We start from the raw sequence: 24881 nt of genomic DNA on the forward strand, positions 1-24881 counted from the left end.
GCTGTGCCAACTCACTTATTCATCATTAGTAGTATCTAATGGACCGATAAAGCATACATCAGAGTCGCCGACAGATAAACTCATCCTAAGTGTTTTTGTTAATAAAATGTTACTTTCAGTCAATTATTTATCTCTCACCCATATTATACTGGTGCCGTAAAGGATAAAATAACCCCCACTCAGGATACCCAGATAACGGGGAAAATAAGGAAAAAGAGATATGAAACAAAAGACTCTCCTCGCACTGGCTCTGCTAGGCGCTTCATTTAATACGGCGGCACACAATCTTTCCATCGGCACCAATGTTCCCAGCGTCAAAGTCGATGCTTACGGCGAAATCGTTCTTCAAGGTAAAGGCACCGCTTTCCAACCATGGGCATCGGCGCAAATGATGGGGAAAGTTCGCGTGATTCAAGCCATCGCTGGTCGCAGCAGTGCGAAAGAACTGAATGCCCCATTAATGCAGGCCATCACAGCGGCGCAATTTTCGGCGGATCACTACCAAACCACCACCATTATCAATCAAGACGACGCAATTTGGGGCACTGGGTCATTCGTAAAATCATCAGCACAAGAGAGTAAAATGGAGTTTCCATGGTCTTCCATGGTGTTGGATGAAAATGGCGTGGTCGCACAAAGTTGGCAACTAAACAAAGAAAGCTCTGCGATCATTGTGCAAGACAAGCAAGGCAAGGTGTTATTTGTGAAAGAAGGGGCACTTTCTGCTGATGAAATCACTCAAGTTCTTGAATTAATCAAAACTAACATTTAATTACTTCTTTTCATCAATAAAACCCATACACTCCATCGTGATGGGTTTTATTTTTGTACCCGGTTTTGACAAAAATAATCAACGTTTCGCTGTAATTTCTGTTATGTTATAACACTTTCTTACGTCTCAATCAGTTTATGCAACACGGTCTCACTACTTCCATGAACAAGCTGCACCACACTGCTCTATTTGCGGTGGTCTTAAGCTTATTCTTGAGTTTCGCCAGTATTGCACATGATTTTGACTTTAATGCAGAACATCACAACTCGCACCATTGCCAGTTGTTTGCCAATGCTCATCATGGTGTGAGCCCAGCGGTTATCACCATACCAATCGATCCACCAAGCTGGTTTGAAAGTACACCTCCATCCTTTGAAGCACCTGTCGCTATAGTTACAGCTTATCTTGCGCGCTCACCTCCGGTTACCGCACCTCAGTAGGGGAGCGTTTAAGCCTGTCACGACAATGCCTATTTACACACTTTCGAGCTTACGTGGGTATTGCAATATCACTTAGCGAACTTTCTCGTCCCAAACTGAGGCGCACTAAATAAATCTGTACAACAATCAATTTATTTACGATAAGGATTAGAACCATGCTTCGCAAAACTTCTCTCGCCATTGTGGTTGGACTAACGTTTTCTTCACTCGCTTTCGCACAAGAGGGCTTTCGTCAACATGATGCGCACGTCCACGGCCAAGTGGAGTTTAACGTGGCTCAAGACGGCCATGATCTACTGATTGAGATCACCGCGCCGGGAGCCGATGTCGTGGGGTTTGAGCACGCCCCAGAGAATCACGATCAAGAAACTCAGCTCAAAACAGCACTAGAGACCCTTTCTAAAGCCGAGTTGATCGTTCAACTGGATGGTGCGGCTAAATGTTCTATCGAAACGGTCTCGGTGAAGCACACTTTAGGTGGTGAAGAGCATCATGAACATGAAGAGCATGATGATCACAAACATCACGACGATCATAAACACCATGATGACCGCAAACATCATGACGATCACAAACACCATGATGACCACAAACACCATGATGACCACAAACACCATGACGACCACAAACATCATGACGACCATGACCACGATAGCCATGGCGCATTTACGGTGGAATACCAATATCACTGCGATAATCTGGCCGCGTTGACGTCACTGAAAACTGGTTGGTTTAGTCAGTTTTCTGCGACTCAAGCCATTCAAGCTAATGTGCTAACCGATAAGCTGCAAAACTCCGTCAAACTCTCAGCAACACAAACGACGATCTCGCTGAAGTAATAGAAGAGCAAGTGGGTAAGCCATCACTTACCCACAATTCCTCGCCACTGATAGGATAAACGTTATGGTGAACACCCCATCTGAAGTGATTGGTTTGAGTCACGTCTCTTTTACTTGGAAAGACGCCGCCAAACCGATCCTGCAGATCCCGCATTTTTCAGTTGCTCGTGGTGAGCATGTATTTATTAAAGGTCCAAGTGGCTGCGGGAAATCCACACTGCTGAGCTTGCTCACTGGCATCAACCAAGTTCAATCCGGTCAACTCACCATCTTAGGGACAGAGTTAGCCAAATTATCACCCAGTCAAAGAGACCGATTTCGAGCAGACAATATTGGCTACATTTTTCAGCAGTTTAACTTATTGCCCTACCTCAATGTGTTGGAAAACGTATTGCTGCCTTGCCAGTTTTCCAAGACGCGTGCAAACAATGTCGCTGGGGACGCACAACAAAAAGCGGCGCAACTCTTAAACCGACTTCACCTGCCTAAGTCTTTGCATTTCAAAGCGGTCAGTGAACTCAGCATCGGCCAGCAACAACGCGTTGCCGCTGCTCGCGCATTAATTGGCTCACCTGCCTTAGTCATCGCTGACGAGCCCACTTCAGCACTCGATTTTGATAACCGCAGTGCGTTTATCGAGCTATTAATGGAGCAAGCAAACGAGGTGAATGCCACCTTAGTATTTGTCAGCCACGATCCAACGCTAGAGCGTTTGTTTGACCGCACCATTGATTTACGCCAGTTAAACCAAGCAGGAGATCAGCAATGAGTGCGACTTTTACCTTAGCGTGGAAAAGTTTATGCAACCGCAAAGCCACCGCAGTTCTCACCATCATGACGGTCGCCATCTCCGTCATTCTTTTGATGGGCGTTGAACGCATTCGTACCCAAGCGAAAGAGAGCTTTGCCAATACCATTTCTGGTACCGATCTGATCGTTGGCGGTCGCTCCGGCCAGGTCAATCTGCTGCTCTATTCTGTTTTTCGCATCGGCAATGCCACCAACAATATTGATTGGAAAAGTTACCAAGAGTTTGCTCATCATCGTGCTGTCGCATGGGCAATTCCAATTGCGCTTGGGGATTCACACAAAGGCTTCCGTGTGATGGGCACCAATCATAGCTACTTTGAACACTATAAATATGGCAGTAAGCAACCACTTACTTTTTCACAAGGTCATGAGTTTCATGGCTTATTTGAAACCGTATTAGGGGCGGATGTTGCCAAGCAACTGGGCTACCGTATCGGTAGCGAAATCATTATCGCTCATGGCATTAGCGATGTCGGCTTCAGCCGCCACGACAACCTTCCTTTTAAAGTCGTCGGCATTCTTGCTCCGACAGGAACGCCCGTCGATAAAACCGTGCATGTTTCTCTGGAAGCCATTGAAGCCATTCATGTGGGTTGGGAGTCGGGTGCGCGCATGGGCCCATCGCCAGACGCATCGCAACTGGAACAGAAAGCATTTCAACCGAAGCAGATCACCGCCATGATGCTGGGTTTGAAATCACGCATTCAGACCTTTGCGCTGCAACGTGAGATCAACACCTACAATCAAGAACCGCTTAGCGCCATCATGCCCGGCGTTGCTCTGCACGAACTTTGGGGCATGATGTCCGTGGCAGAACAGGCTCTCATGGCCGTCTCGGTATTTGTGGTGATCGCCGGCTTACTTGGCATGCTGAGTAGCCTGCTGACCAGCTTACAAGAACGACGTCGGGAGATGGCTATCCTACGAGCGATGGGCGCTCGTCCTCGTCATGTTTTCGCCCTGCTGATCAGCGAAGCGAGTTTACTCACTTTTGCAGGTATCGCACTGGGTGTTGCCGGGGTTTACGCGCTGTTGAGTGTTGCCCAACCCATTATTCAACAACAATATGGCATTAACATCACCATGACGGCTATTTCACCCCATGAATGGATGTTACTCGCCTTTGTCCAAATTGCAGGAATTTTGATCGGTTTCATTCCTGCTATTCGAGCCTATAAACAATCACTGAGTGATGGAATGACCATAAGGATTTAACGTGATGAAAGGTAAAATAACTCTGCTTTTAGCCGTGATTTTTGCAGCTTGGCTCCCCGTGCAGGTGCTAGCAAACGAAGTCACTACGCTAGATTGGATTGACTTGGTACCTGAGCAAGAACGCAAAATGTTTGATAGCGTTGGCATGCCAGCCGCTGACCATTCAGGGACTGCTGCCGCACAATCAAAAGTGGGCGGCGTAAGACCTGAGCTAAACAACACCAAAGTAAAAATTCCAGGCTTTGTGATCCCTCTGGAAGGTGATGCAAACAAGGTCACCGAGTTTCTTCTTGTACCTTACTTTGGCGCTTGTATTCACGTACCACCGCCACCGCCGAACCAAATTATCTATGTTAAATTTCCAAAAGGGGCGCCAGTACAAGAGCTGTGGGACGTGATCTACTTGGTAGGGACATTAAAAACAGAAACCGTCAATCATGAATTGGCTGAAACAGCATACGTGATTGAAGGTGATGCGATTGAACCTTACGATGACATGTAACTAGATTAACATTTGTATGACCTGTCAATCATTCTGCATTACGCAATAAATTTAGATAAATAAATTAGTGTTGCCACATAAACCGCCAAAAGCAGAGCGATTGACAGGTGTTTTTTCAGCTTATTCTCTCCGAAATACTTCATAGTTCCCTCACAAAAGACGGCAACAATTTTAACAAGTTATTATCATTTTGTCATAGCTTATTGTGTGGCGTTTTACGATTTTCTCCGAGGACAAAGTAAGATCACACGAGTGAAGCCGAGAGTGTGAGGCGTAAATCTTGCAGTCCCCTTCCGATAAAAGGTACATTGAGACCTATGTGTAATGAATAACGCGAAGGATATGGGCATGGCGGACAGCAGACCTCCCGTGGTGATTGATGTAGAACCTGAAACGAAAAACCAAAGTTTTCAGGAGAAAAAATCCAGCTATATCAAAGACAGCGCTAGCCGCATTCAAACCATTGCCCAAACTTACGGTCTCGATGCGTTGCTGCAAAAAGATCCCCCAGCAAAAACCGCTTTAGAGCGGGCCGTTTTTTGTGAACAAAAGCGTAAAGAGCAGCGCCAGCAAAACTTGGAACAGATTCTGAAGCTGGCACACCTCTCATGCAAAGATGAAACCGCTGGTGATCCAGACCAAGATTGGCTCTATCGTTTCTTCGATATGGCACAAGAGATCCACAATGCCGCCATGCAGAAACTCTGGGCACAGGTGCTCAAGCGCGAAGTGACCAATCCTGGTTCGACCTCAATGAAAGCCCTCAAGGTATTGCAGGACATGACGCCGAAAGAAGCCCATACGTTACAGCGAGCCGCTTCCTTAGCGTGCAGCTTTGGTGGAGATGCCAGTCGAAAACTGCTGATCGGTTATCGCGCTCAAGGAGGGTTATTCAGCTTTGGTAAACGCGATACCACAACCAACATCAACATTGGCAGCTTTCAACTGCCATTTTCCAGCTTGTTGGTGTTGATTGAACTGGGTTTGCTGCATGGTACCGAATTGGAATCGGGCGAAATTGACCAACAAACACCCTTAATGTTGACTTATCAAGGGCGAAATCTACAGCTAAATGCGCAGTCAAAAGGGGTGCGTCTGCTCTATTACCGCTTTACCCCAACAGGCAATGAACTGTGTAAATTACTTGGCAACAAACCACACAGCCAGTATTACGATCAGCTGGTCGCTCTACTTAATCAGAAGTTCACCGTACAAAGTGACGTACAAAGCTCCGTCCATCACACCGTTTAGCGCTCTCTAACCGTAACATTCTCGCCATAAAAAACGACCGCAGTGAGCGGTCGTTTTCAATTCGGCTTAGTCTATCCATAGGTTTCAATCTAGCGCGGTGAAATCACCCCACGTTGGCTGAGCGCTTCTATCAGTTGATCCACCAGCTGTTCGATGTTTTTCTCACCGGCAGGTAAATCAATTTCAGGGTTCAGCGGCACCTCATACTCAGAATCAATCCCAGTAAAGTTACGAATCTCCCCTGCTCGTGCTTTCTTGTATAAGCCTTTCGGATCCCGTTGTTCACAGACCTCCAAGGAAGTGTTGACAAACACTTCGATGAACTCACCATCTGGCAAGAGATCTCGCACCAATTGTCGCTCTGCACGATGCGGAGAAATAAAAGCGGTCAGGACAATCAAACCCGCATCCGCCATTAACTTAGCCAGTTCACCAATCCGACGGATATTTTCACGACGATCTTGCGTCGAAAACCCCAAATCGCTGCACAAACCGTGACGCACGTTATCACCATCAAGCAAATAGGTATGAAAACCTTGCTCCGCAAGACGATTTTCCAACGCTCCGGCCACCGTAGATTTGCCTGCGCCTGAGAGTCCGGTAAACCATAATACGGCCGGCTTTTGCTGTTTTAATTTGGCGCGCTGTTCCTTAGTCACAGCATGTTGATGCCAAACTACATTTTCATCTTTTTGCGCGATAACGCTGCTCATAGAAAATCCTTTTTAAAACGGGAAGAAAACCGGAATCAACGTCAGCACTAGCGCGGAATAGACCAGTGAGATGGGTACGCCAATTTTCAAATAATCCAACAAACGATAGTTGCCTACGCTATAAACCAACAAGTTCGTTTGGTAACCATAAGGAGAGATAAAACTCGCACTCGCACCAAACAGCACCGCCATGATAAAAGGCATTGGATCAACGCCATAGCCTAGCGCCATACTGTAGCCCAAGGGAAAAGCGAGGGCAGCGGCAGCGTTGTTGGTCACTAACTCAGTCAGTATTAAGGTCATCACATAGGTAGCGACGAGCGCGCCAAACACTCCCCAACCATTGAACGCCTCAATGAACATCCCTCCCATACGCTCAGAAAAACCCGAGCTGATCATCAGCTGCGCAATGGATAGCGCCGAGCCAACAATCACCACAATATCAATCGGAAAGCGTCTTCTTAGCTCATTCAGTTGCACGATGCCAAACACCACCAACGCCAATAGATAGGCGGCTAACCCTTTGATGATAGGCACTAAACCCACCAATGCAGCAACAATCACCGCCGCGAAGCCGAGCAACACCAGTGCCGATTTGTGACTGTCCAAACGCGCGCTAGAGTCTAAATCGTTCATCAACACAAACTCTTTGCGGTGCGCTTGGCGCTCTGCTTCAAAGCGTTTTCCTGGAACGACCACCAAGGTATCCCCCGCAGCCAAGGTGATATTGCCTAAACCACCTTCTAAACGCTCATGACCACGGCGAATTGCCACCACGACCGCATCAAAACGGTCACGGAAACGGCTCGATTTTAGCGTTTTATTGCAGAAGGTTGCGGAGGAGCTCACCACGACTTCGACAAAGTTCTGGCCATTAAGATGCTGCTGGCCAAACAGAGTAAGCCCCTGAATCTCTTGCAATGTCGACACACTGTCCACCTCGCCACAAAACAGCAGTCTGTCTTTCGCTTGCAGAACAAAATCTGGGCCAACCGATGATACCGTTTGCCCATCCCGAATCACTTCGGCCAAAAACAGCTTACGTAAAGCACGCAGGTTATTTTCAGTGACGCTGCGCCCAACTAAAGGCGAACCAGGTTCGACCCTCGCTTCGAGAAAATAGGGTAAATCATCTTGGCCTTGCTCATCATAATCGGGCAACAAATAACTCAATGGGATCAGCACTAATACCCCACCAAGCACCACCGCCAATCCGATTAAGGTGGGGGTGAAGAAATTGAGGCTTGGCAAGCCGGCATCTTCGACAAAGCTATTGATGATCAAGTTGGTTGATGTACCAATCAGCGTTAGCGTGCCACCAAAAATAGCGGCATAAGATAGTGGAATCAACAACTTAGATGGAGAGTGTTGTCGGTTGCGCTTAATCGCGCCAATCAACGACACGACCACTGCGGTGTTGTTGGTAAACGAGGAGAGAAAGGCGGTGGAAAAGCCTAACTTGGCAATCACCGTCACTAAACTTCCTTCTGAAATACTGCGACTCACCCAACTGATGAGACGCGTTTTTTCCAATGCCGTTGACGCTAAGATCAACAAAACCAATGTTAATAGGGATGAGTTAGTGAAATTGGCCGCAATGGTGGTTAAATCACTTAACCCCGCCATAAAGGCCGCAAACGCTGCGCCTGCAAAAATGTAGCTTGGCTTTATTTTTGTGACGAGCAAACAAGTGATGATGCCCAGCAACACCGCCAATACAAATCCTTGCTCCCACATACTACATCCCCATAAAGGGAGAGTGTGTCTCTCCCATGACTACAATTGATTTCTGATTATTTCACTGACTTGTGCGCAGTGCTTACTTCAGCAACTGGCTCAAATCCTTCGCATCCCAATGAGGGAAGTGTTTACGAATCAGAGCATTGAGTTCAATTTCAAATGCCGAGTAATCGCCAACGGCTTTCTGCACTTCCACCAAGCTCTCACTCACCATGCCCGCGCCTACCGTAACGTTGGTAAGACGGTCGATAATGATGAAACCACCCGTGTCGGCACAATCTTGGTAGTTATCGAGGGCAATCGACTCGTTCAACGTCCATTCACACAAACCAATACCGTTGAGCGGAAGCTCTGCCGCACTGTGCGTTGACAGGTTGTTGATGTCATATTGATGATGAATGTGCTCAACACGGCCAATGGTTTTCTTACCAGCGATCTTGATATCGTAATCACGCCCTGGCTGAAGTGGCTGCTCAGTCATCCACACCACATCGGCGGCGAAGTGGTTAGTCAGCTCAACGTCTGTTCCTTGATGAACAATCAAATCACCGCGGCTGATGTCGATTTCATCGGCTAACGTGAGCGTTACGGCCAAACCCGCTTGTGCTTGTTCAAGGTCACCATCAAAAGTGACGATGCGCGCAACGGTTGAACTCTTACCCGATGGCAACGCGGTAATGCGATCGCCCACTTGGACCACTCCGGACGAAATGGTGCCAGCAAAACCACGGAAATCGAGGTTCGGACGATTAACGTATTGAACAGGGAAACGGAACTCACCCGCTTCTTTCTCTTTTACTACGTCCACCGATTCCAAAATTTCCAGTAGTGTCGGGCCTTGGTACCAAGCCATTTGCTGGCTTAGTTCAACCACGTTGTCGCCTTCCAGAGCAGAGATTGGGATAATTTGAATATCCGTTTCACCACGAAGATTCTTAGAAAACGCTTGGTATTCGGCTTTAATCTCTTCAAAACGCTGTTGAGAGAATTCCACCAAGTCCATTTTGTTCACCGCCACCACAAAGTGTTTCAGGCCAAGCAAGTTGGAGATAAACGAGTGGCGACGTGTTTGATCCAACACCCCTTTACGAGCATCGATCAAAATAACCGCAAGATCACAGGTCGAAGCACCAGTTGCCATGTTACGCGTGTACTGCTCATGCCCCGGAGTGTCGGCGATAATGAACTTACGCTTCTGGGTTGAAAAGTAACGGTAAGCCACATCGATGGTGATGCCTTGCTCACGCTCCGCTTGTAGACCATCGACCAACAACGCCAAGTCTGGACGGCTGCCGGTGGTACCGACGCGCTGGCTATCGTTATGCACAGCGGCCAATTGATCTTCATAAATCTGTTTTGAGTCGTGAAGCAAACGACCAATCAGGGTACTTTTACCATCATCTACTGAACCACAGGTGAGGAATCTAAGTAGTGATTTGTGTTGATGTTGATTTAGGTAACCTTCAATACCTAACTCAGCGAGCTGAGCTTGAACTGCACTATTCATATTCTTTCCTTAGATCCTTAGAAATAACCCTGACGTTTTTTCAGTTCCATCGAGCCCGATTGATCGTGGTCGATGGCTCGTCCTTGACGTTCACTGGAAGTCGCGACCAGCATCTCTTCAATGATACCTGTCAGCGTATTCGCTTCTGACTCGATCGCGCCGGTCAGTGGGTAACAACCGAGGGTACGGAAACGTACGCTTTTCTCTTCAACCACTTCACCCTCTTTGAGTTTCATACGGTCATCATCCACCATGATCAGCATGCCATCACGCTCAACCACCGGACGTTTTGCCGCAAGATACAGCGGTACAATCTCAATGTTCTCTAGGTAGATGTATTGCCAAATATCCAATTCGGTCCAGTTCGACAGCGGGAACACGCGGATACTTTCGCCTTTATTTACTTGACCGTTATAGGTTTTCCACAACTCAGGGCGCTGATTCTTCGGATCCCAAGTGTGGTTTTTGTCGCGGAACGAGTAGACACGCTCTTTCGCTCGTGACTTCTCTTCATCACGACGAGCCCCACCAAAAGCAGCATCAAAACCATACTTGTTCAATGCTTGCTTGAGACCTTGTGTTTTCATGATGTCGGTATGCTTAGAAGAACCATGGTCGAACGGGTTAATGCCCATTGCGAGACCTTCGGGGTTTTTGTGCACCAACAACTCAAAACCATACTTTTGTGCGGTACGGTCACGAAACTCGATCATTTCGCGGAACTTCCAATCGGTATCCACGTGTAATAGTGGGAAAGGAATTTTTCCAGGATAGAAGGCTTTGCGTGCTAGGTGCAGCATGACCGAAGAGTCTTTGCCGATTGAGTACATCATTACAGGATTGTCGAACTCAGCAGCCACTTCACGGATAATGTGAATGCTTTCAGCTTCCAGCTGCTTCAAGTGAGTCAGGCGTTGTTGATCCATAGTTATTTCCTTTTTAAACCGGTTGGTTTATACGTATCCCTAAATCTTTGGTAACGATTACATTGAGTTGGCAATAGCACTATTGATGCTTCGACTACCAGATAAGAACCAATCTAATTTCTGAGACAACTGCACTACTTCACCAATCACGATCAGTGCAGGAGCCTCGGCTTGCTTGGCCAAATCAGCCAACTCGGCTAACTGACCTTTGAATACTTTCTGCGATAACTGCGTACCACGTTCGATGATCGCAATTGGCGTGTGAGGAGCACGACCATGCTTGATCAGTTGTTCTTGGATGTAGTTGGACTTCATCAACCCCATGTAGATCACCAGTGTTTGCTGACCTCGCGCCAGAGTCGACCAATCCATTTGATCGCTTTCCGCTTTGAGATGCCCTGTAATAAACATAGCGGACTGCGCGTAATCTCGGTGGGTCAGTGGAATGCCTGCGTAGGCAGTGGCACCAGCGGCGGCGGTGATCCCCGGCACCACTTGGAAATTGATCCCCGCATCGGCCAGCACTTCGAGTTCTTCGCCACCGCGGCCAAAGACAAAAGGATCGCCACCTTTGATGCGTACCACTTTGTGGCCTTGTTTGGCAAAGTCGACCAATAGCTGGTTGGTTTTTTCTTGCGGCACACTATGATGGCCAGCACGTTTACCCACACACACCAGAATCGTCTCACTCGGCACCAAAGCCATGATTTCTTCGGAAACAAGGTAGTCATACAACACCACATCGGCTTGCTGCAGATAGTTAAGCGCTTTTAATGTGAGTAACTCTGGATCACCTGGCCCCGCACCCACTAAGGCAACTTCACCCGCTTTTAGTTGACTATGGCCATAACGATTTGCCACCGAATTGCTCGCCACAGTACTTGGGCGCTTAAAAGGGAAAACCGTTGCTGTGTCCTTTTTTGCCATGGTCATCTTTCCATCGAACCTATTGATGTGTGCATTATGGCGAGCTCTTCATATTACCTGAAATTCTAAAATTTCATTTTTTATTCAAAAAACTGCTAAGGAACGATTACTCATTAGTCGACATTGTTGAAAAAATCGGCATCAGATGAGATCCAGCAAGCACTACACGCTAAAGTAATTGCTCAAAATCACAATTCAACATGCTGTTCAATATGGGTTTCATAATTATTTGTTACATTAATCACCGTTATTTCCGCAAACCTCTTTTTGGAGCAAACGATGAAACTGGCAGTGAAACCCCTATCTCTCGCTGTGTTGACCAGTATGTTAGTGATGGCTGGACCAGCAATGGCAGAGACCATCAAATTACGTATCGTCGAAACCACAGACATCCATACCAATGTTATGGACTACGACTACTACAAAGACAAACCGTCACAACAAATTGGTCTGACACGCGCAGCAACTTTGGTAAAACAAGCTCGTGGCGAAGTGGTCAACAGCGTGTTGGTTGATAATGGTGATTTGATTCAAGGCAGTCCAATGGGTGACTATATGGCTGCAAAGGGCATTGAAGTCGGTGAGGTTCATCCTGTTTACAAAGCGATGAATCAATTGAACTATGATGTCGGTAACATCGGAAACCATGAGTTTAACTACGGTTTAGAATTCTTAGCAGAAACGATTAACGACGCAGATTTCCCGTATGTCAGCGCCAACGTGTTTGATAAGAAAACGGGCAAGCACTACTTCAAACCATACCTTATCAAGGAACATGTGTTCAAAGATGTCAACGGCGTAGAACACACTATCAAAGTGGGTTACATTGGTTTTGTTCCACCTCAAATCATGGTTTGGGACAAGAAAAACCTAGAAGGCAAGGTCTTCGCCAGAGATATTCGTGAAACCGCTGAAGAGCTGGTTCCACAGATGAAAAAAGAGGGTGCTGATGTCATCGTCGCTATCCCGCATTCCGGTGTTTCATCCGATCCATACAAAATTGGTGCTGAAAACTCGGTGTACTATCTCTCAGAAGTGGACGGCATTGATGCAATTGCGTTTGGCCACTCCCACGCCGTGTTCCCAGGCAAAGGCTTTGACAACATCCAAGGTGTCGATAATCAAGCAGGCACCATCAATGGTGTTGCTGCGGTAATGCCAGGCCGCTGGGGTAGCCATGTCGGTATTATTGACTTAGAGCTGCAGCAAAAAGAAGGTAAATGGACGGTTGTTAAAGGACAAACCGAAGCGCGCCCAATTTTCGACAAAGCGACCAAGCAACCCCTAGTCGATGCCGATCCTACGATGGTAAAAGCACTGGAAGCGGATCACAAAGGCACTCGTGAGTTCGTTAACCAACCTATCGGTAAGGCGAATGACGTGATGTACAGCTTCCTCGCCTTGGTTCAAGACGACCCAACCGTGCAAATTGTTAACTTGGCGCAAAAAGACTACGTAGAGCGTTTTATCCAAGGCGATCCCGATCTCGCAGGTCTCCCAGTTCTTTCTGCCGCAGCCCCCTTTAAAGCCGGTGGTCGCAAAAACGATCCGGCCAACTTTACTGAGGTAGAATCTGGTCAGCTCACCTTCCGTAACGCGGCGGATTTGTACCTCTATCCGAATACACTGGTGACGATGAAAGTCACTGGTCACGAAGTGAAAGAGTGGCTTGAATGCAGCGCGGGTCAATTCAAACAAATCGACGTAAACAGCACCGCACCTCAATCCCTGATCGATTGGGATGGCTTCCGCACTTACAACTTTGATGTGATCGATGGCGTTAACTACCAGATCGACATCACTAAGCCTGCGAAATACGATGGTGATTGTAAGGTGATCAACCCAGACGCACAGCGTGTAATAGGCTTAACGTACCAAGGCAAGCCGATCGATGTGAAGCAAACGTTCATTATTGCAACCAACAACTACCGTGCTTATAGCAACAAGTTCCCTGGCACTGGCTCAGAGTTTGTCGCATTCGATTCTCCAGATGAAAACCGCACCGTGGTGGCAAACTACATTTCTCGCGTTAGCCAAGAGAAAGGCGAAGTGACACCAAGTGCTGACAATAACTGGACTTTCGCACCAATTAAGTCGGACAAAGCGCTTGATATTCGTTTTGAAACCTCACCAAGTGAAAAAGCGGCGCAGTTCATCAAGGACAAAGGTGTATATCCAATGAAACAAGTGGCGACCGACGACGTTGGTTTCGCGGTTTACCAAGTCGATCTGCAAAAATAACTTTTCTGATGAAGAGATATCTTTAAACTCAAACCGTTGTCATAAGGCAACGGTTTTTTTATGGGAGCGATATGGATACTCGTTTTACACAACACTTAGCCACACTGAACTTAACCCCCAGTGATATTGCGATGATCAGTGAGCACGCCAAAGAGCTACAACTCCCTACTCGCCATATCCTTACTCACCAAGGTGAGCAGCCACAACAGATCTATTTTCTGCTCGATGGACTTTGCCAGGCCTGTTATCTCACCGAAGAAGGTAAGGAATTTAGCAAAGAGTTCTATTGGGAAGTGGATTGGATGATCGACTTTGAAAGCCTCATTTCACAACAAGCCAGCCCTTTTCTGCTTGAGACGCTCTCTCCGGTTCATTTACTGACTTTCCCAATCGAGGTTTTTAAACAGTGGCGAGAAACCCATCATCCGCTTTACGTAAAGCTGTTGGAAACACAACTGCTGTATAAAGAGCGGAAAGAACGCTTTTTACTGCTGTATACACCGGAGCAAAAATACCAGCTATTTAAAGATTCTTTCCCAACCTTGTTAGAGAGATTAAGTGATAAACAAATTGCCGCGTATTTAGGCATCACACCGGTCAGCTTGAGTAGGATAAAAAATCGTTATTGCAAAGGGCAATCTTAACTTATGTTAATGGCAAACGAGCGACACAAGCCGTACATTCCACTAATCAATGGCGTAAGGAACAATAACGATGACCCAATGGCAACTCCTGCCTTTTTCACAGCTTTCCACTCAGCAGCTCTATGAACTTCTCAAACTGCGTGTTGACGTTTTTGTTGTTGAGCAAAACTGCCCTTATCCAGAATTGGATGGGCACGATACGAAACCCGGAGTACAGCACTTACTCGGTTACCAAAATAGTCAGCTTGTCGCGTGCAGTCGTCTGTTGCCTGCGGGCACTACGTACGAGAATGTCTCCATTGGTCGAGTCGCTACGCTTAAATCTGCGCGCGGCGAAGGATTAGGACATCAGCTACTAAACCAAGCCTTGACGCACTGTGAGCAGCTTTGGCCTGGGGCCGCCATTGAAATTGGAGCCCAGCAACACTTAGAAGGTTTCTATCAACACCATGGTTTTCAAACTACATCAGAGATGTACTTAGAAGATGGCATACCTCATGTCGATATGAAAAAGCACGCGAGATGACAACGCCTCAAGTCGCTATTGCTCTGCTGGTTTTGGGTAATCTATTCGCCACCCTTTCTGACGTGGCGGTGAAACTGCTCGACGGTGGCATTTCACCCTTTCAATACATGTTTTTACGCCAGCTGTGCTCACTTCTCATATTGACTCCTTTTTGGTTAACACAAGGCCGCGAGCTACGCTCATTATCACAACCTAAGGTGACTCTAACTCGCGCACACCTGATTTTAGTTGGTAGCGGTTGCATGATGGTATCAATCACCTATTTACCACTCGCCACGGCCAACGCCATTTTCTACGCAGCACCGCTACTCATGTTGCCACTCTCGGTCTGGCTATTAAAAGAGCGCCCTTCTTTAGGCAAAATCATCGCAACCACTATCGGCTTTATTGGTGTTTTGATTGTGTTGAGACCATCACATTTCCATTGGGCCGCCTTGTGTGCTTTGGGTACCGCGGCAACATTAGCTCTGTTCAATATCTTGGTAAGAAAGCTACCAGCGCAACAATCGGTAGTGACAACATTGTGGTGGACCACGCTCTTTTCCCTACCTGTGGCAGCATTGCTGGCGGCCTTTTTCTGGCAACCCATCCAGTTAGATCACGTTCTATACGTTGCTATTAGCGCACTGTGCATTCTTGGTTATAACGGGTTAGCCGTGGCGGCCTATCGGAAAGCACCCGCAGGCCAAATCGCGCTTTCGGAGTACTCTGGATTGATCTTCGTGACGGTGATTGGCGTCGTATGGTTCAGTGAAATACCGGACACCTTCACTTGGCTGGGCATTCTTTTGATCATATTGCCTTTAATGCCTATCCAGCATCTAAGATTGAGAAAGAAACATCGAGCAAAAGAGACCATCCGTGACAGCAACTCCTCGTACGAGGAATGAAAGAATAAGGCACACTCAGTGTGCCCTATTTCTCAGTAACTAAACGTCAACTTGGCAAAGCTAATCGTTACTTGCTACGGCCAAAGCCACCATCAGAAAGACGGAAGAACATGACCGAAGTGGCGCCTTTCTCAAGCTGCAAAATATCCAGTTGCCCAGCATCATTGAGCTTAAATCGCACCAACTGACCTTGTTTAATTTGACTCAAAGGCTTGTCATCCCCTTCGATCCTCACCAAGGCATTGAGGTCTGACATAGCAAGTTGGTTGTTACGAAATACTTGCGACAAAGTGTCCCCATCGCGTACCAGATACTCCTTCCAAGCGACTGATTTTAAGCTTTTTTGCTCTTGTGTGCGTTGCTCACTCAAGCCCGTGGTATCGATATCTAACGATACACGTTGTGGTGCCTTCGTCACCAGCTCTTGTTGTTTAGGCTCACTTGCTGGCCAAACCAATAAAATCAACAATATCGGCACCAGAACATAAAGTGCACGCTGATGGAGACGTGGCAACCTCTGCCAGAGCTGGCGTGTAGCCATGAGTTTGGCTTTTGCATCAAAATTAGCGACACGCTGTTTTATCAGCGCAATATAATCAACCTGCGCTTTTTTCTTTTTACGTCGATTCATGCTAGTGCTTCCTCAAACCCTTTGCACTTAAGTATAAAAATACAAATCAGCTGAGTATAGTGCTTTGCTGCAAGTGTTAGTCATTCCCAAGTAAAAATGGTTTAAAAGCGTGAACAAAAACAAACACCCGGGTTCTCTTAAGGCCTTTTGATGAGAGATGAAACGTTTAAACATCGGGCTGAAACTGTTATCCTTTCGCCTTTATTCGTTCAATAAGAGTGACTTTTATGTCTGACATTAAATTTGAAACCGTAGAAGAGAAAGCAAGCTACGGTATCGGCCTACAAATGGGCCAGCAGCTAGCAGGTTCAGGTCTAGATGGCCTAAACGTTGCTGCCATCGCTGCGGGTATCGCAACATCTCTAACTGGCGACATGCCAGCGGTAGAAGTAGACGAAATCAACAAAGCACTACATGAGCTGTACACTCGCGCAGAATCTGCTCGTGCAGAAGCGGCAAAAGCGGCAGCGGCTGACGGCGAAGCCTTCCTAAAAGACAACGCGCTTCGTTCAGAAGTCACGGTTCTTGAATCTGGCCTTCAATACGAAATCATTACTGAAGGTAATGGTGAAATCCCAACTTCAGACAAAACTGTACGTGTTCACTACCACGGTGAACTGGTTGATGGGACGGTATTCGATAGCTCAGTATCACGTGGTCAACCAGCGCAATTCCCAGTAACAGGCGTGATTAAAGGTTGGGTTGAAGCACTACAACTGATGCCTGTAGGCTCTAAATGGAAACTCTACATCCCACACGATCTTGCTTACGGTGAGCGTGGTGCGGGTGCATCTATCCCTCCATTTGCAGCACTTGTATTTGAAGTAGAACTGCTAGATATCGTTTAAGCAGTAATTTCTATACGGATTGCAAAAGCTGACTTCGGTCGGCTTTTTTTATATGCGAGGTGCGAGGTGCGAGGTGCGAGGTGCGAGGTGCGAGGTGCGGAATTTTTGCCAACCTTACATGGTTGTGTCAACAAAAAAGCCGAGCTAATGCTCGGCTTTTCCGTTCTTACGAACCTGATTACTCAGCAGCAGCTTCTTCTGCAGCTGGGCGATCTACAAGCTCAATGTAAGCCATTGGAGCTTTATCACCAGCACGGAAGCCAGCTTTTAGGATACGAGTGTAACCGCCCTGACGAGCAGCAAAACGTGGACCTAGTTCGTTAAATAGCTTTGCAACTACTTCGTTGTCACGAGTACGTGCAAACGCAAGACGACGGTTAGCAACACTGTCAGTCTTAGCTAGTGTAATCAAAGGCTCAACTACGCGACGTAGCTCTTTAGCTTTTGGCAATGTAGTCTTGATAACTTCATGACGTACAAGAGAGCTAGCCATGTTGCTGAACATCGCTTTGCGATGTGAGCTGTTGCGGTTGAGTTGACGACCACTCTTACGATGGCGCATGACCTAATCCTTCTAACTAGTATCGATTAATCTTCAGCGATTGATGCAGGTGGCCAGTTTTCTAGGCGCATGCCCAGAGACAAACCACGTGACGCAAGTACGTCTTTAATCTCTGTAAGAGATTTCTTACCAAGGTTTGGAGTTTTAAGTAGCTCAACCTCAGTACGTTGTACTAGATCACCGATGTAGTGAATCGCTTCTGCTTTCAAACAGTTGGCAGAGCGAACTGTTAGTTCAAGATCGTCTACAGGACGCAGTAGGATCGGATCGAATTCTGGCTTCTCTTCCTTCTCCTCAGGTACACGTACATCACGAAGATCTACGAACGCATCCAATTGTTCAGCAAGAATAGTTGCTGCACGACGGATTGCTTCCTCAGGCTCAAGAGTACCGTTCGTTTCCATATCGATAACAAGCTTGTCTAAGTCAGTGCGCTGTTCTACACGAGCTGCTTCTACAGCGTAGGCAATTTTGTCTACAGGGCTGTAAGTAGCGTCTACTAGTAGGCGACCGATTGGACGCTCATCTTCTTCAGTATGGATACGAGCAGAAGCTGGAACATAACCACGACCACGTTCTACTTTGATGCGCATTGCGATCTCTGCGTTGTCATCCGTTAGATGACAAATAACGTGTTCAGGGTTAGCGATCTCTACATCACCGTCATGGGTGATGTCACCTGCAACCACAGGGCCCGAGCCTGATTTGTTCAGTGTAATGAACACTTCATCTTTGCCTTCGGCAACACGTACAGCCAAACCCTTAAGGTTTAGTAGGATTTCAAGAATATCTTCTTGAACGCCTTCTTTCGTACTGTACTCATGAAGAACGCCTTCAATTTCTACTTCTGTCACAGCACAACCTGGCATAGAAGATAGAAGAATACGGCGTAGTGCATTACCTAGAGTATGGCCGAAACCACGCTCCAATGGCTCAAGAGTTACTTTTGCGTGAGTCGAGCTGATCTGTTCGATGTCAACTAGACGTGGCTTAAGAAATTCTGTTACAGAACCCTGCATTGTGTCCTCTCTTTAGTTTAACCTTACTTAGAGTAAAGCTCGACGATCAATTGTTCGTTGATGTCAGCTGATAGATCTGAACGTTCAGGCATACGCTTGAATGTACCTTCCATCTTGCCACCATCGACTTCAATCCAAGTTGGTTTTTCACGTTGTTCAGCAACTTCTAGAGCTGCTTTAATACGAGATTGCTGTTTAGCTTTCTCGCGAATAGAAACAACGTCGTTAGCCGCTACTTTGAAAGAAGGAACGTTTACAACTTTACCGTTTACTAGGATAGCTTTGTGGCTAACTAGCTGACGTGCTTCTGCGCGAGTTGCACCAAAGCCCATGCGGTAAACTACGTTATCAAGACGACCTTCAAGAAGCTGAAGTAGGTTTTCACCTGTGTTGCCTTTAAGACGAGCAGCTTCTGCGTAGTAGTTACGGAATTGTTTTTCTAGAACGCCGTACATACGACGTACTTTTTGCTTCTCACGAAGCTGAACGCCATACTCAGATAGACGACCGCGACGAGCGCCGTGTACACCTGGTGCGTTATCAATTTTACACTTGGTATCGATCGCGCGTACACCAGACTTAAGGAATAAGTCAGTGCCTTCACGACGGCTAAGCTTCAGCTTAGGACCCAAATATCTTGCCATGATTCTTCTCCAATCTTCCTAGAAACGTTAAACGCGACGTTTCTTCGGTGGACGACAACCGTTATGAGGGATTGGCGTAGCATCAACGATGTTTGTGATGCGGTAACCAGCTGCATTCAGTGCGCGAACAGTAGACTCGCGACCTGGACCAGGACCCTTAACCATAACTTCCAAGTTCTTTAGACCGTATTCTTTAGCCATTTCAGCACAACGCTCAGCAGCAACCTGTGCAGCGAACGGAGTAGACTTACGAGAACCACGGAAACCTGAACCACCTGCAGTTGCCCATGCAAGAGCGTTACCTTGACGGTCAGTGATGGTTACGATTGTGTTATTGAAAGAAGCATGGATGTGCGCAACGCCATCCGCAACTTGCTTGCGTACGCGCTTGCGCGCGCGAGTTGGTTGTTTAGCCATTGTACTCTACCTTCCCGATTATTTCTTGATCGGCTTACGCGGACCCTTACGGGTGCGAGCGTTGGTTTTAGTACGCTGTCCACGTAGAGGTAGACTGCGACGATGACGAAGACCACGGTAACAGCCAAGGTCCATAAGACGCTTGATGTTCATAGATACTTCACGACGTAGATCACCTTCTACAGTGTACTTAGCTACACCATCACGCAGTTGATCGATCTGCTCTTCAGTTAGTTCACTGATCTTAACATCTTCAGCAATACCCACGTCAGCTAGGATAGCTTTTGAGCGAGTCTTACCGATACCGTAGATCGCAGTTAGTGCGATTACAGCATGTTTTTGATCAGGAATGTTAATGCCTGCAATACGGGCCATTATTCACTCCTAGTTTTCATAAAAGAATTATCCGCAGCAAAGCCCGTGTCGGATACGCTGCGGGATACTACTTCTTTTGCACGCAAAAGGTAGGCCGAGGAATATACTCGACACTACCTTTTATTTCAAGTAAAAATTTCTGCTGATTAGCCTTGGCGCTGCTTGTGCTTTGGCTCACTGCAAATCACGCGAACGACACCGTTACGCTTGATTACTTTACAGTTACGGCAGATTTTTTTAACGGAAGCACGAACTTTCATTGCTAAACTCCGTAATTGAAACTGAAACTACCGCCGGATTAACGGCCGTAGCCTTTCAGATTCGCTTTCTTCAACACAGACTCATATTGATGAGACATCAAATGTGTCTGTACCTGTGCCATAAAGTCCATAATTACAACCACTACGATAAGTAGTGATGTACCGCCGAAGTAGAAACGTACGTTCCACGCGACCATCATGAACTCCGGAATCAGACAGATAAAGGTAATATATAGCGCACCAGCTAAGGTTAAACGCGTCATTACTTTATCAATGTACTTGGCTGTCTGCTCGCCTGGGCGGATACCGGGTACGAATGCACCTGACTTCTTCAGGTTATCTGCTGTTTCACGCGGGTTGAAAACCAACGCCGTGTAGAAGAAACAGAAGAAAATAATCGCTGCTGCATAAAGCATTACATACAGAGGTTGACCAGGACTTAGAGCCAATGACACGTCAGTTAACCAACCAAACGCGCTGCTTTCACCATTCTGACCAAACCACTGGGCCAATGTTCCAGGGAACAGGATAATGCTTGATGCGAAAATCGCAGGAATTACACCAGCCATATTAATTTTCAATGGTAGGTGCGAGCTTTGCGCTGCAAACACTTTACGACCTTGTTGACGCTTCGCGTAGTTAACAACGATACGACGCTGACCACGCTCCATGAAAACAACGAAATAAATAACAGCAAAAGCCAAAACTGCGATTAACAGCAGAAGAAGTACATGCAATTCACCTTGACGCGCTTGCTCGATTGTTTGACCGATTGCCGAAGGCAATCCAGCAACAATACCTGCAAAGATAAGTAACGAGATACCGTTACCAATTCCACGCTCTGTAATTTGTTCACCTAACCACATCAAGAACATGGTGCCGGTTACTAAACTCACGGTAGCAATTAGCGTAAACATGGTTTGGTCGATAACGACCAGATTGTCGACCATGTTTGGTAGGCCAGTTGCAATACCAATAGCTTGGAATGTTGCAAGTACAAGCGTGCCGTAGCGTGTATATTGGCTGATCTTACGACGGCCTGCTTCACCCTCTTTCTTGAGTTCAGCTAACGCTGGATGAACTACAGTTAGCAACTGGACAACAATAGATGCCGAAATATACGGCATGATGCCCAGAGCTAAAATAGATGCACGCTCAAGAGCACCACCGGAGAACATGTTAAACATTTCAACGATGGTACCTTTTTGCTGTTCGAACAAATCGGCAAGTACAGCTGCGTCAATACCAGGAATCGGCACAAATGAGCCAGCTCGGAATACTAAAAGTGCACCAATTACGAATAATAAGCGCGACTTTAATTCACTTAAGCCGCTCTGAGCACTACGAAAATCTTGTCCTGGTTTCTTAGCCATCTGTACCTCGTTCCTCGAGATTATTCCTCGATTTTGCCGCCTGCAGCTTCGATTGCAGCTTTAGCGCCTTTAGTCACACGTAGACCTTTAACAGTCACTGCCTTGTTAATTTCACCAGAAAGAACGATTTTCACGTTCTCAATGTTTTTGGTGATAACGTTAGCAGCTTTAAGGCTGCTTAGATCTACCACGTCACCAGTTACTTTCGCTAGCTCAGCTACGCGAACTTCAGCAGACACTAGGCTCTTACGAGAAGTGAAACCGAATTTTGGTAGACGTTGTTTTAGAGGCATCTGACCGCCTTCAAAACCTGGACGAACTTTACCGCCAGAACGTGACTTTTGACCTTTGTGACCACGGCCACCTGTTTTACCAAGGCCAGAACCGATACCGCGACCTACACGCTTAGGAGCATGCTTAGAGCCAGCAGCCGGTGATAGAGTATTCAAACGCATTTCTGATTACTCCTCAACTTTAACCATGTAGTAAACCTTGTTGATCATACCGCGAATACACGGAGTATCTTCAAGTTCTACTGTGTGGTTGATACGACGAAGACCTAGACCACGAAGTGTAGCTTTGTGCTTAGGTAGACGACCAATTGAGCTTTTAGTTTGTGTTACTTTGATAGTTGCCATGGTGTTCTTACTCCGAAATAGCTTCAACAGTTAGACCACGTTTAGCAGCAACCATTTCTGGTGACTTAACGTCTACTAGCGCATCAATCGTTGCACGAACGATGTTGATTGGGTTAGTAGAACCGTACGCTTTAGACAGTACGTTGTGTACACCAGCAACTTCTAGTACTGCACGCATCGCACCACCTGCGATAACACCAGTACCTTCTGCAGCAGGCTGCATGTAAACTTTAGAGCCCGAGTGGCGACCTTTCACTGGGTGGTGAAGTGTGCCTTCGTTAAGTGCGATAGTAACCATGTTACGACGCGCTTTTTCCATTGCTTTTTGGATCGCTGCAGGTACTTCACGTGCTTTGCCGTAACCGAAACCTACACGACCATTACCATCACCAACTACTGTTAGTGCAGTAAAGCTCATGATTCGACCACCTTTAACCGTTTTAGAAACACGGTTAACTGCGATTAGCTTTTCTTGCAAATCATTCGCTTGAACTTGTTGTTCTTTAGCCATCTTCCAACCCTACCTTAGAATTTCAGACCAGCTTCGCGAGCAGAATCTGCTAGCGCCGCTACTCGACCGTGGTATTGGAAACCAGAACGATCGAATGCAACAGTAGATACGCCTTTTTCAAGAGCGCGCTCTGCTACAGCTTTACCAACTGCTTTAGCTGCTTCGATGTTACCAGTGTATTTCACTTGCTCACGGATCGCTTTTTCTACAGTAGAAGCTGCTGCGATAACCTCAGAGCCGTTTGCCGCGATAACTTGAGCGTAAACGTGGCGAGGAGTACGGTGTACTACCAGGCGAGTTGCACCAAGTTCTGCAATCTTACGACGTGCACGTGTAGCACGACGGATGCGAGATGCTTTCTTATCCATAGTGTTACCTTACTTCTTCTTAGCTTCTTTACTACGCACATTTTCATCTGCGTAACGAATACCTTTACCTTTGTAAGGCTCAGGCGCGCGGTAAGCACGAATGTCAGCTGCTACTTGACCGATCAACTGCTTATCACAACCAGTTAAAACGATTTCAGTTTGGCTAGGACACTCAGCTTTGATACCCGCTGGCAATTCATGCTCAACTGGGTGAGAGAAGCCAAGAGTTAGACCAACCGCGTTGCCTTTAATAGCAGCACGGTAACCTACACCCTTAAGGGTTAGCTTACGGGTAAAGCCTTCAGTAACACCTACAACCATGTTGTTAACTAGAGCGCGAGCAGTACCTGCTTGAGCCCATGCGTTAGCAACACCTTCGCGAGGACCGAAAGTTAGCTTGTTTTCTTCCTGAGCGACAACTACTGCGTTGTTGATAACGCGAGATAGTTCACCTTTAGCACCTTTTACAGTGATTTCTTGGCCGTTCAGTTTCACCTCTACGCCAGCTGGAATAGCGACAGGTGCTTTAGCAACACGAGACATATTCTACTCCTATTAAGCTACGTAGCAGATGATTTCACCACCAAGACCTGCTTTGCGAGCAGCGCGGTCTGACATCAGACCCTTGGAAGTGGAAACTACAGCAACACCTAGACCACCCATTACAGATGGCAGATCGTCTTTCTTCTTGTAGACGCGCAGACCTGGGCGTGAAACACGCTTAAGTTGCTCGATTACTGGTTTAGCTTGGAAGTACTTAAGAGTAACTTCTAGCTCAGGTTTTGCTTCGCCTTCAACAGCGAAGTCAACGATGTAACCTTCAGCCTTTAGTAGTGCAGCGATTGCAACTTTCAGCTTTGAAGAAGGCATTTTAACAGCAACTTTGTTTGCTGCCTGACCGTTACGAATACGGGTCAGCATATCCGAAATCGGATCTTGCATGCTCATATGATTTACTCCAAATGATTAAAGTGGCAATTACCAGCTAGCCTTACGAAGTCCAGGAATCTCGCCTTTCATGCAAGCTTCACGAACTTTGATACGGCTCAGACCGAATTTACGTAGGTAACCGTGTGGACGACCAGTTTGGTTACAACGGTTGCGCTGACGTGACGCACTAGAATCACGTGGAAGAGTTTGCAGTTTTAGAACCGCATTCCAACGATCTTCTTCAGATACATTTACATCGCTGATGATAGCTTTTAGAGAAGCACGCTTTTCAGCGAACTTAGCTACTAGCTTTGCACGTTTTACTTCACGTGCTTTCATTGATTGTTTAGCCATAACAGTAA

General features: G+C 46.8%; 32 protein-coding genes. 12 read left to right on the forward strand and 20 right to left on the reverse strand.

What is annotated here, in order from left to right; genetic code table 11:
• Nucleotides 1–220 precede the first annotated feature (220 nt).
• The 7 genes from FC652_RS09325 (at nucleotide 221) to FC652_RS09355 (ending at nucleotide 5829) form a co-directional block, all read left to right on the forward strand.
• The gene (locus FC652_RS09325) at nucleotides 221–772 is read left to right on the forward strand and encodes a YtfJ family protein (protein WP_176298356.1); all 552 of its coding nucleotides are present in this window, start codon (nucleotides 221–223) and stop codon (nucleotides 770–772) included.
• 161 nt (nucleotides 773–933) lie between these two features.
• Entirely contained in the window at nucleotides 934–1212 is a 279-nt protein-coding gene (locus tag FC652_RS09330; protein WP_176298357.1) for a DUF2607 family protein, read from the forward strand.
• 155 nt (nucleotides 1213–1367) lie between these two features.
• Nucleotides 1368–2051, forward strand: a complete 684-nt coding sequence (locus tag FC652_RS09335; protein WP_176298358.1) for a DUF2796 domain-containing protein — start codon at nucleotides 1368–1370, stop codon at nucleotides 2049–2051.
• Between the two features lie 64 nt (nucleotides 2052–2115).
• On the forward strand, nucleotides 2116–2820 hold the full coding sequence (locus FC652_RS09340) for an ABC transporter ATP-binding protein (protein WP_176298359.1): 705 nt from the start codon (nucleotides 2116–2118) through the stop codon (nucleotides 2818–2820).
• Entirely contained in the window at nucleotides 2817–4076 is a 1260-nt protein-coding gene (locus FC652_RS09345; RefSeq protein ID WP_176298360.1) for an ABC transporter permease, read from the forward strand. Before FC652_RS09340 ends, FC652_RS09345 begins: the two co-directional genes overlap by 4 nt.
• A 4-nt stretch (nucleotides 4077–4080) precedes the next feature.
• The gene (locus FC652_RS09350) at nucleotides 4081–4578 is read left to right on the forward strand and encodes a DUF3299 domain-containing protein (RefSeq protein WP_176298361.1); all 498 of its coding nucleotides are present in this window, start codon (nucleotides 4081–4083) and stop codon (nucleotides 4576–4578) included.
• A 348-nt stretch (nucleotides 4579–4926) separates the two neighbouring features.
• Entirely contained in the window at nucleotides 4927–5829 is a 903-nt protein-coding gene (locus FC652_RS09355; RefSeq protein ID WP_176298394.1) for a TIGR03899 family protein, read from the forward strand.
• Nucleotides 5830–5918: 89 nt separating this feature from the next.
• Here the strand turns inward: FC652_RS09355 and cysC are convergent, their stop codons facing one another.
• The 5 genes from cysC to cobA all read right to left on the reverse strand — a co-directional run bounded on the left by cysC (nucleotide 5919) and on the right by cobA (nucleotide 11642).
• Nucleotides 5919–6542: an adenylyl-sulfate kinase gene (cysC, locus tag FC652_RS09360; protein WP_176298362.1), complete on the reverse strand. Its 624-nt coding sequence runs from the start codon at nucleotides 6540–6542 to the stop codon at nucleotides 5919–5921.
• A gap of 12 nt (nucleotides 6543–6554) precedes the next feature.
• Nucleotides 6555–8279 (reverse strand): SLC13 family permease, encoded by a 1725-nt coding sequence (locus FC652_RS09365; protein WP_176298363.1) that lies wholly within the window; start codon nucleotides 8277–8279, stop codon nucleotides 6555–6557.
• 82 nt (nucleotides 8280–8361) lie between these two features.
• Nucleotides 8362–9789 carry a sulfate adenylyltransferase subunit CysN gene (cysN, locus tag FC652_RS09370; protein ID WP_176298364.1) on the reverse strand — a complete coding sequence of 476 codons (1428 nt, stop codon included), beginning with the start codon at nucleotides 9787–9789 and terminating at the stop codon, nucleotides 8362–8364.
• Nucleotides 9790–9806: 17 nt separating this feature from the next.
• On the reverse strand, nucleotides 9807–10715 hold the full coding sequence (cysD, locus tag FC652_RS09375) for a sulfate adenylyltransferase subunit CysD (protein ID WP_176298365.1): 909 nt from the start codon (nucleotides 10713–10715) through the stop codon (nucleotides 9807–9809).
• A 57-nt stretch (nucleotides 10716–10772) separates the two neighbouring features.
• A complete protein-coding gene (gene cobA / locus FC652_RS09380) occupies nucleotides 10773–11642 on the reverse strand; it encodes a uroporphyrinogen-III C-methyltransferase (protein ID WP_176298366.1) in 870 nt (289 codons plus the stop codon).
• 279 nt (nucleotides 11643–11921) lie between these two features.
• On the opposite strand from cobA, the gene cpdB reads away from it, so the two are divergent.
• From cpdB to FC652_RS09400, 4 genes are all read left to right on the forward strand, one after another.
• Complete coding sequence (gene cpdB, locus FC652_RS09385; protein WP_176298367.1) at nucleotides 11922–13883, forward strand: 2',3'-cyclic-nucleotide 2'-phosphodiesterase; 1962 nt, start codon at nucleotides 11922–11924, stop codon at nucleotides 13881–13883.
• A 71-nt stretch (nucleotides 13884–13954) separates the two neighbouring features.
• Nucleotides 13955–14527: a Crp/Fnr family transcriptional regulator gene (locus FC652_RS09390; RefSeq protein WP_176298368.1), complete on the forward strand. Its 573-nt coding sequence runs from the start codon at nucleotides 13955–13957 to the stop codon at nucleotides 14525–14527.
• 70 nt (nucleotides 14528–14597) lie between these two features.
• On the forward strand, nucleotides 14598–15053 hold the full coding sequence (locus FC652_RS09395; RefSeq protein WP_176298369.1) for a GNAT family N-acetyltransferase: 456 nt from the start codon (nucleotides 14598–14600) through the stop codon (nucleotides 15051–15053).
• Nucleotides 15050–15943, forward strand: coding sequence for a DMT family transporter (locus FC652_RS09400; RefSeq protein WP_176298370.1), 894 nt, complete (start codon nucleotides 15050–15052; stop codon nucleotides 15941–15943). The genes FC652_RS09395 and FC652_RS09400 overlap by 4 nt, the downstream gene beginning before the upstream one ends.
• Nucleotides 15944–16010: 67 nt before the next feature.
• Here the strand turns inward: FC652_RS09400 and FC652_RS09405 are convergent, their stop codons facing one another.
• Complete coding sequence (locus FC652_RS09405) at nucleotides 16011–16574, reverse strand: LysM-like peptidoglycan-binding domain-containing protein (protein WP_176298371.1); 564 nt, start codon at nucleotides 16572–16574, stop codon at nucleotides 16011–16013.
• A gap of 227 nt (nucleotides 16575–16801) precedes the next feature.
• On the opposite strand from FC652_RS09405, the gene FC652_RS09410 reads away from it, so the two are divergent.
• Nucleotides 16802–17422, forward strand: a complete 621-nt coding sequence (locus tag FC652_RS09410) for an FKBP-type peptidyl-prolyl cis-trans isomerase (RefSeq protein WP_176298372.1) — start codon at nucleotides 16802–16804, stop codon at nucleotides 17420–17422.
• A gap of 178 nt (nucleotides 17423–17600) precedes the next feature.
• Here the strand turns inward: FC652_RS09410 and rplQ are convergent, their stop codons facing one another.
• The 14 genes from rplQ to rpsN form a co-directional block, all read right to left on the reverse strand.
• Nucleotides 17601–17984, reverse strand: coding sequence for a 50S ribosomal protein L17 (gene rplQ, locus FC652_RS09415; protein ID WP_011078810.1), 384 nt, complete (start codon nucleotides 17982–17984; stop codon nucleotides 17601–17603).
• Nucleotides 17985–18010: 26 nt separating this feature from the next.
• A complete protein-coding gene (gene rpoA, locus FC652_RS09420) occupies nucleotides 18011–19003 on the reverse strand; it encodes a DNA-directed RNA polymerase subunit alpha (RefSeq protein ID WP_010445384.1) in 993 nt (330 codons plus the stop codon).
• A 23-nt stretch (nucleotides 19004–19026) separates the two neighbouring features.
• Nucleotides 19027–19647 (reverse strand): 30S ribosomal protein S4, encoded by a 621-nt coding sequence (gene rpsD / locus FC652_RS09425; protein WP_176298373.1) that lies wholly within the window; start codon nucleotides 19645–19647, stop codon nucleotides 19027–19029.
• 27 nt (nucleotides 19648–19674) lie between these two features.
• Complete coding sequence (gene rpsK / locus FC652_RS09430) at nucleotides 19675–20064, reverse strand: 30S ribosomal protein S11 (RefSeq protein WP_005597095.1); 390 nt, start codon at nucleotides 20062–20064, stop codon at nucleotides 19675–19677.
• Nucleotides 20065–20082: 18 nt separating this feature from the next.
• The gene (rpsM, locus tag FC652_RS09435; RefSeq protein ID WP_011078812.1) at nucleotides 20083–20439 is read right to left on the reverse strand and encodes a 30S ribosomal protein S13; all 357 of its coding nucleotides are present in this window, start codon (nucleotides 20437–20439) and stop codon (nucleotides 20083–20085) included.
• Nucleotides 20440–20585: 146 nt separating this feature from the next.
• A complete protein-coding gene (gene rpmJ / locus FC652_RS09440; protein ID WP_000868186.1) occupies nucleotides 20586–20699 on the reverse strand; it encodes a 50S ribosomal protein L36 in 114 nt (37 codons plus the stop codon).
• A 38-nt stretch (nucleotides 20700–20737) separates the two neighbouring features.
• On the reverse strand, nucleotides 20738–22072 hold the full coding sequence (gene secY / locus FC652_RS09445; protein ID WP_176298374.1) for a preprotein translocase subunit SecY: 1335 nt from the start codon (nucleotides 22070–22072) through the stop codon (nucleotides 20738–20740).
• Between the two features lie 20 nt (nucleotides 22073–22092).
• On the reverse strand, nucleotides 22093–22527 hold the full coding sequence (rplO, locus tag FC652_RS09450; protein WP_176298375.1) for a 50S ribosomal protein L15: 435 nt from the start codon (nucleotides 22525–22527) through the stop codon (nucleotides 22093–22095).
• 6 nt (nucleotides 22528–22533) lie between these two features.
• Nucleotides 22534–22710: a 50S ribosomal protein L30 gene (rpmD, locus tag FC652_RS09455; RefSeq protein ID WP_011078815.1), complete on the reverse strand. Its 177-nt coding sequence runs from the start codon at nucleotides 22708–22710 to the stop codon at nucleotides 22534–22536.
• A gap of 7 nt (nucleotides 22711–22717) precedes the next feature.
• Nucleotides 22718–23221 (reverse strand): 30S ribosomal protein S5, encoded by a 504-nt coding sequence (gene rpsE / locus FC652_RS09460; RefSeq protein ID WP_011078816.1) that lies wholly within the window; start codon nucleotides 23219–23221, stop codon nucleotides 22718–22720.
• A 14-nt stretch (nucleotides 23222–23235) separates the two neighbouring features.
• Nucleotides 23236–23589, reverse strand: a complete 354-nt coding sequence (gene rplR, locus FC652_RS09465) for a 50S ribosomal protein L18 (RefSeq protein WP_011078817.1) — start codon at nucleotides 23587–23589, stop codon at nucleotides 23236–23238.
• Between the two features lie 9 nt (nucleotides 23590–23598).
• On the reverse strand, nucleotides 23599–24132 hold the full coding sequence (gene rplF, locus FC652_RS09470; protein ID WP_176298376.1) for a 50S ribosomal protein L6: 534 nt from the start codon (nucleotides 24130–24132) through the stop codon (nucleotides 23599–23601).
• 12 nt (nucleotides 24133–24144) lie between these two features.
• The gene (gene rpsH / locus FC652_RS09475) at nucleotides 24145–24537 is read right to left on the reverse strand and encodes a 30S ribosomal protein S8 (RefSeq protein ID WP_011078819.1); all 393 of its coding nucleotides are present in this window, start codon (nucleotides 24535–24537) and stop codon (nucleotides 24145–24147) included.
• A 30-nt stretch (nucleotides 24538–24567) separates the two neighbouring features.
• A complete protein-coding gene (gene rpsN / locus FC652_RS09480; protein WP_176298377.1) occupies nucleotides 24568–24873 on the reverse strand; it encodes a 30S ribosomal protein S14 in 306 nt (101 codons plus the stop codon).
• Nucleotides 24874–24881: the final 8 nt, after the last annotated feature.

The sequence above is a fragment of the Vibrio sp. 05-20-BW147 genome, from assembly GCF_013369385.1.
GTDB lineage: Bacteria > Pseudomonadota > Gammaproteobacteria > Enterobacterales > Vibrionaceae > Vibrio > Vibrio floridensis.

Bases quoted from the DNA above. Each gene is read 5' to 3' on its own strand.
- FC652_RS09325 (WP_176298356.1), top strand. From the start codon at position 221: ATGAAACAAAAGACTCTCCTCGCACTGGCTCTGCTAGGCGCTTCATTT.
- FC652_RS09330 (WP_176298357.1), top strand. From the start codon at position 934: ATGAACAAGCTGCACCACACTGCTCTATTTGCGGTGGTCTTAAGCTTA.
- FC652_RS09335 (WP_176298358.1), top strand. From the start codon at position 1,368: ATGCTTCGCAAAACTTCTCTCGCCATTGTGGTTGGACTAACGTTTTCT.
- FC652_RS09340 (WP_176298359.1), top strand. From the start codon at position 2,116: ATGGTGAACACCCCATCTGAAGTGATTGGTTTGAGTCACGTCTCTTTT.
- FC652_RS09345 (WP_176298360.1), top strand. From the start codon at position 2,817: ATGAGTGCGACTTTTACCTTAGCGTGGAAAAGTTTATGCAACCGCAAA.
- FC652_RS09350 (WP_176298361.1), top strand. From the start codon at position 4,081: ATGAAAGGTAAAATAACTCTGCTTTTAGCCGTGATTTTTGCAGCTTGG.
- FC652_RS09355 (WP_176298394.1), top strand. From the start codon at position 4,927: ATGGCGGACAGCAGACCTCCCGTGGTGATTGATGTAGAACCTGAAACG.
- cysC (WP_176298362.1), bottom strand. From the start codon at position 6,542: ATGAGCAGCGTTATCGCGCAAAAAGATGAAAATGTAGTTTGGCATCAA.
- FC652_RS09365 (WP_176298363.1), bottom strand. From the start codon at position 8,279: ATGTGGGAGCAAGGATTTGTATTGGCGGTGTTGCTGGGCATCATCACT.
- cysN (WP_176298364.1), bottom strand. From the start codon at position 9,789: ATGAATAGTGCAGTTCAAGCTCAGCTCGCTGAGTTAGGTATTGAAGGT.
- cysD (WP_176298365.1), bottom strand. From the start codon at position 10,715: ATGGATCAACAACGCCTGACTCACTTGAAGCAGCTGGAAGCTGAAAGC.
- cobA (WP_176298366.1), bottom strand. From the start codon at position 11,642: ATGGCAAAAAAGGACACAGCAACGGTTTTCCCTTTTAAGCGCCCAAGT.
- cpdB (WP_176298367.1), top strand. From the start codon at position 11,922: ATGAAACTGGCAGTGAAACCCCTATCTCTCGCTGTGTTGACCAGTATG.
- FC652_RS09390 (WP_176298368.1), top strand. From the start codon at position 13,955: ATGGATACTCGTTTTACACAACACTTAGCCACACTGAACTTAACCCCC.
- FC652_RS09395 (WP_176298369.1), top strand. From the start codon at position 14,598: ATGACCCAATGGCAACTCCTGCCTTTTTCACAGCTTTCCACTCAGCAG.
- FC652_RS09400 (WP_176298370.1), top strand. From the start codon at position 15,050: ATGACAACGCCTCAAGTCGCTATTGCTCTGCTGGTTTTGGGTAATCTA.
- FC652_RS09405 (WP_176298371.1), bottom strand. From the start codon at position 16,574: ATGAATCGACGTAAAAAGAAAAAAGCGCAGGTTGATTATATTGCGCTG.
- FC652_RS09410 (WP_176298372.1), top strand. From the start codon at position 16,802: ATGTCTGACATTAAATTTGAAACCGTAGAAGAGAAAGCAAGCTACGGT.
- rplQ (WP_011078810.1), bottom strand. From the start codon at position 17,984: ATGCGCCATCGTAAGAGTGGTCGTCAACTCAACCGCAACAGCTCACAT.
- rpoA (WP_010445384.1), bottom strand. From the start codon at position 19,003: ATGCAGGGTTCTGTAACAGAATTTCTTAAGCCACGTCTAGTTGACATC.
- rpsD (WP_176298373.1), bottom strand. From the start codon at position 19,647: ATGGCAAGATATTTGGGTCCTAAGCTGAAGCTTAGCCGTCGTGAAGGC.
- rpsK (WP_005597095.1), bottom strand. From the start codon at position 20,064: ATGGCTAAACAACCAACTCGCGCGCGCAAGCGCGTACGCAAGCAAGTT.
- rpsM (WP_011078812.1), bottom strand. From the start codon at position 20,439: ATGGCCCGTATTGCAGGCATTAACATTCCTGATCAAAAACATGCTGTA.
- rpmJ (WP_000868186.1), bottom strand. From the start codon at position 20,699: ATGAAAGTTCGTGCTTCCGTTAAAAAAATCTGCCGTAACTGTAAAGTA.
- secY (WP_176298374.1), bottom strand. From the start codon at position 22,072: ATGGCTAAGAAACCAGGACAAGATTTTCGTAGTGCTCAGAGCGGCTTA.
- rplO (WP_176298375.1), bottom strand. From the start codon at position 22,527: ATGCGTTTGAATACTCTATCACCGGCTGCTGGCTCTAAGCATGCTCCT.
- rpmD (WP_011078815.1), bottom strand. From the start codon at position 22,710: ATGGCAACTATCAAAGTAACACAAACTAAAAGCTCAATTGGTCGTCTA.
- rpsE (WP_011078816.1), bottom strand. From the start codon at position 23,221: ATGGCTAAAGAACAACAAGTTCAAGCGAATGATTTGCAAGAAAAGCTA.
- rplR (WP_011078817.1), bottom strand. From the start codon at position 23,589: ATGGATAAGAAAGCATCTCGCATCCGTCGTGCTACACGTGCACGTCGT.
- rplF (WP_176298376.1), bottom strand. From the start codon at position 24,132: ATGTCTCGTGTTGCTAAAGCACCTGTCGCTATTCCAGCTGGCGTAGAG.
- rpsH (WP_011078819.1), bottom strand. From the start codon at position 24,537: ATGAGCATGCAAGATCCGATTTCGGATATGCTGACCCGTATTCGTAAC.
- rpsN (WP_176298377.1), bottom strand. From the start codon at position 24,873: ATGGCTAAACAATCAATGAAAGCACGTGAAGTAAAACGTGCAAAGCTA.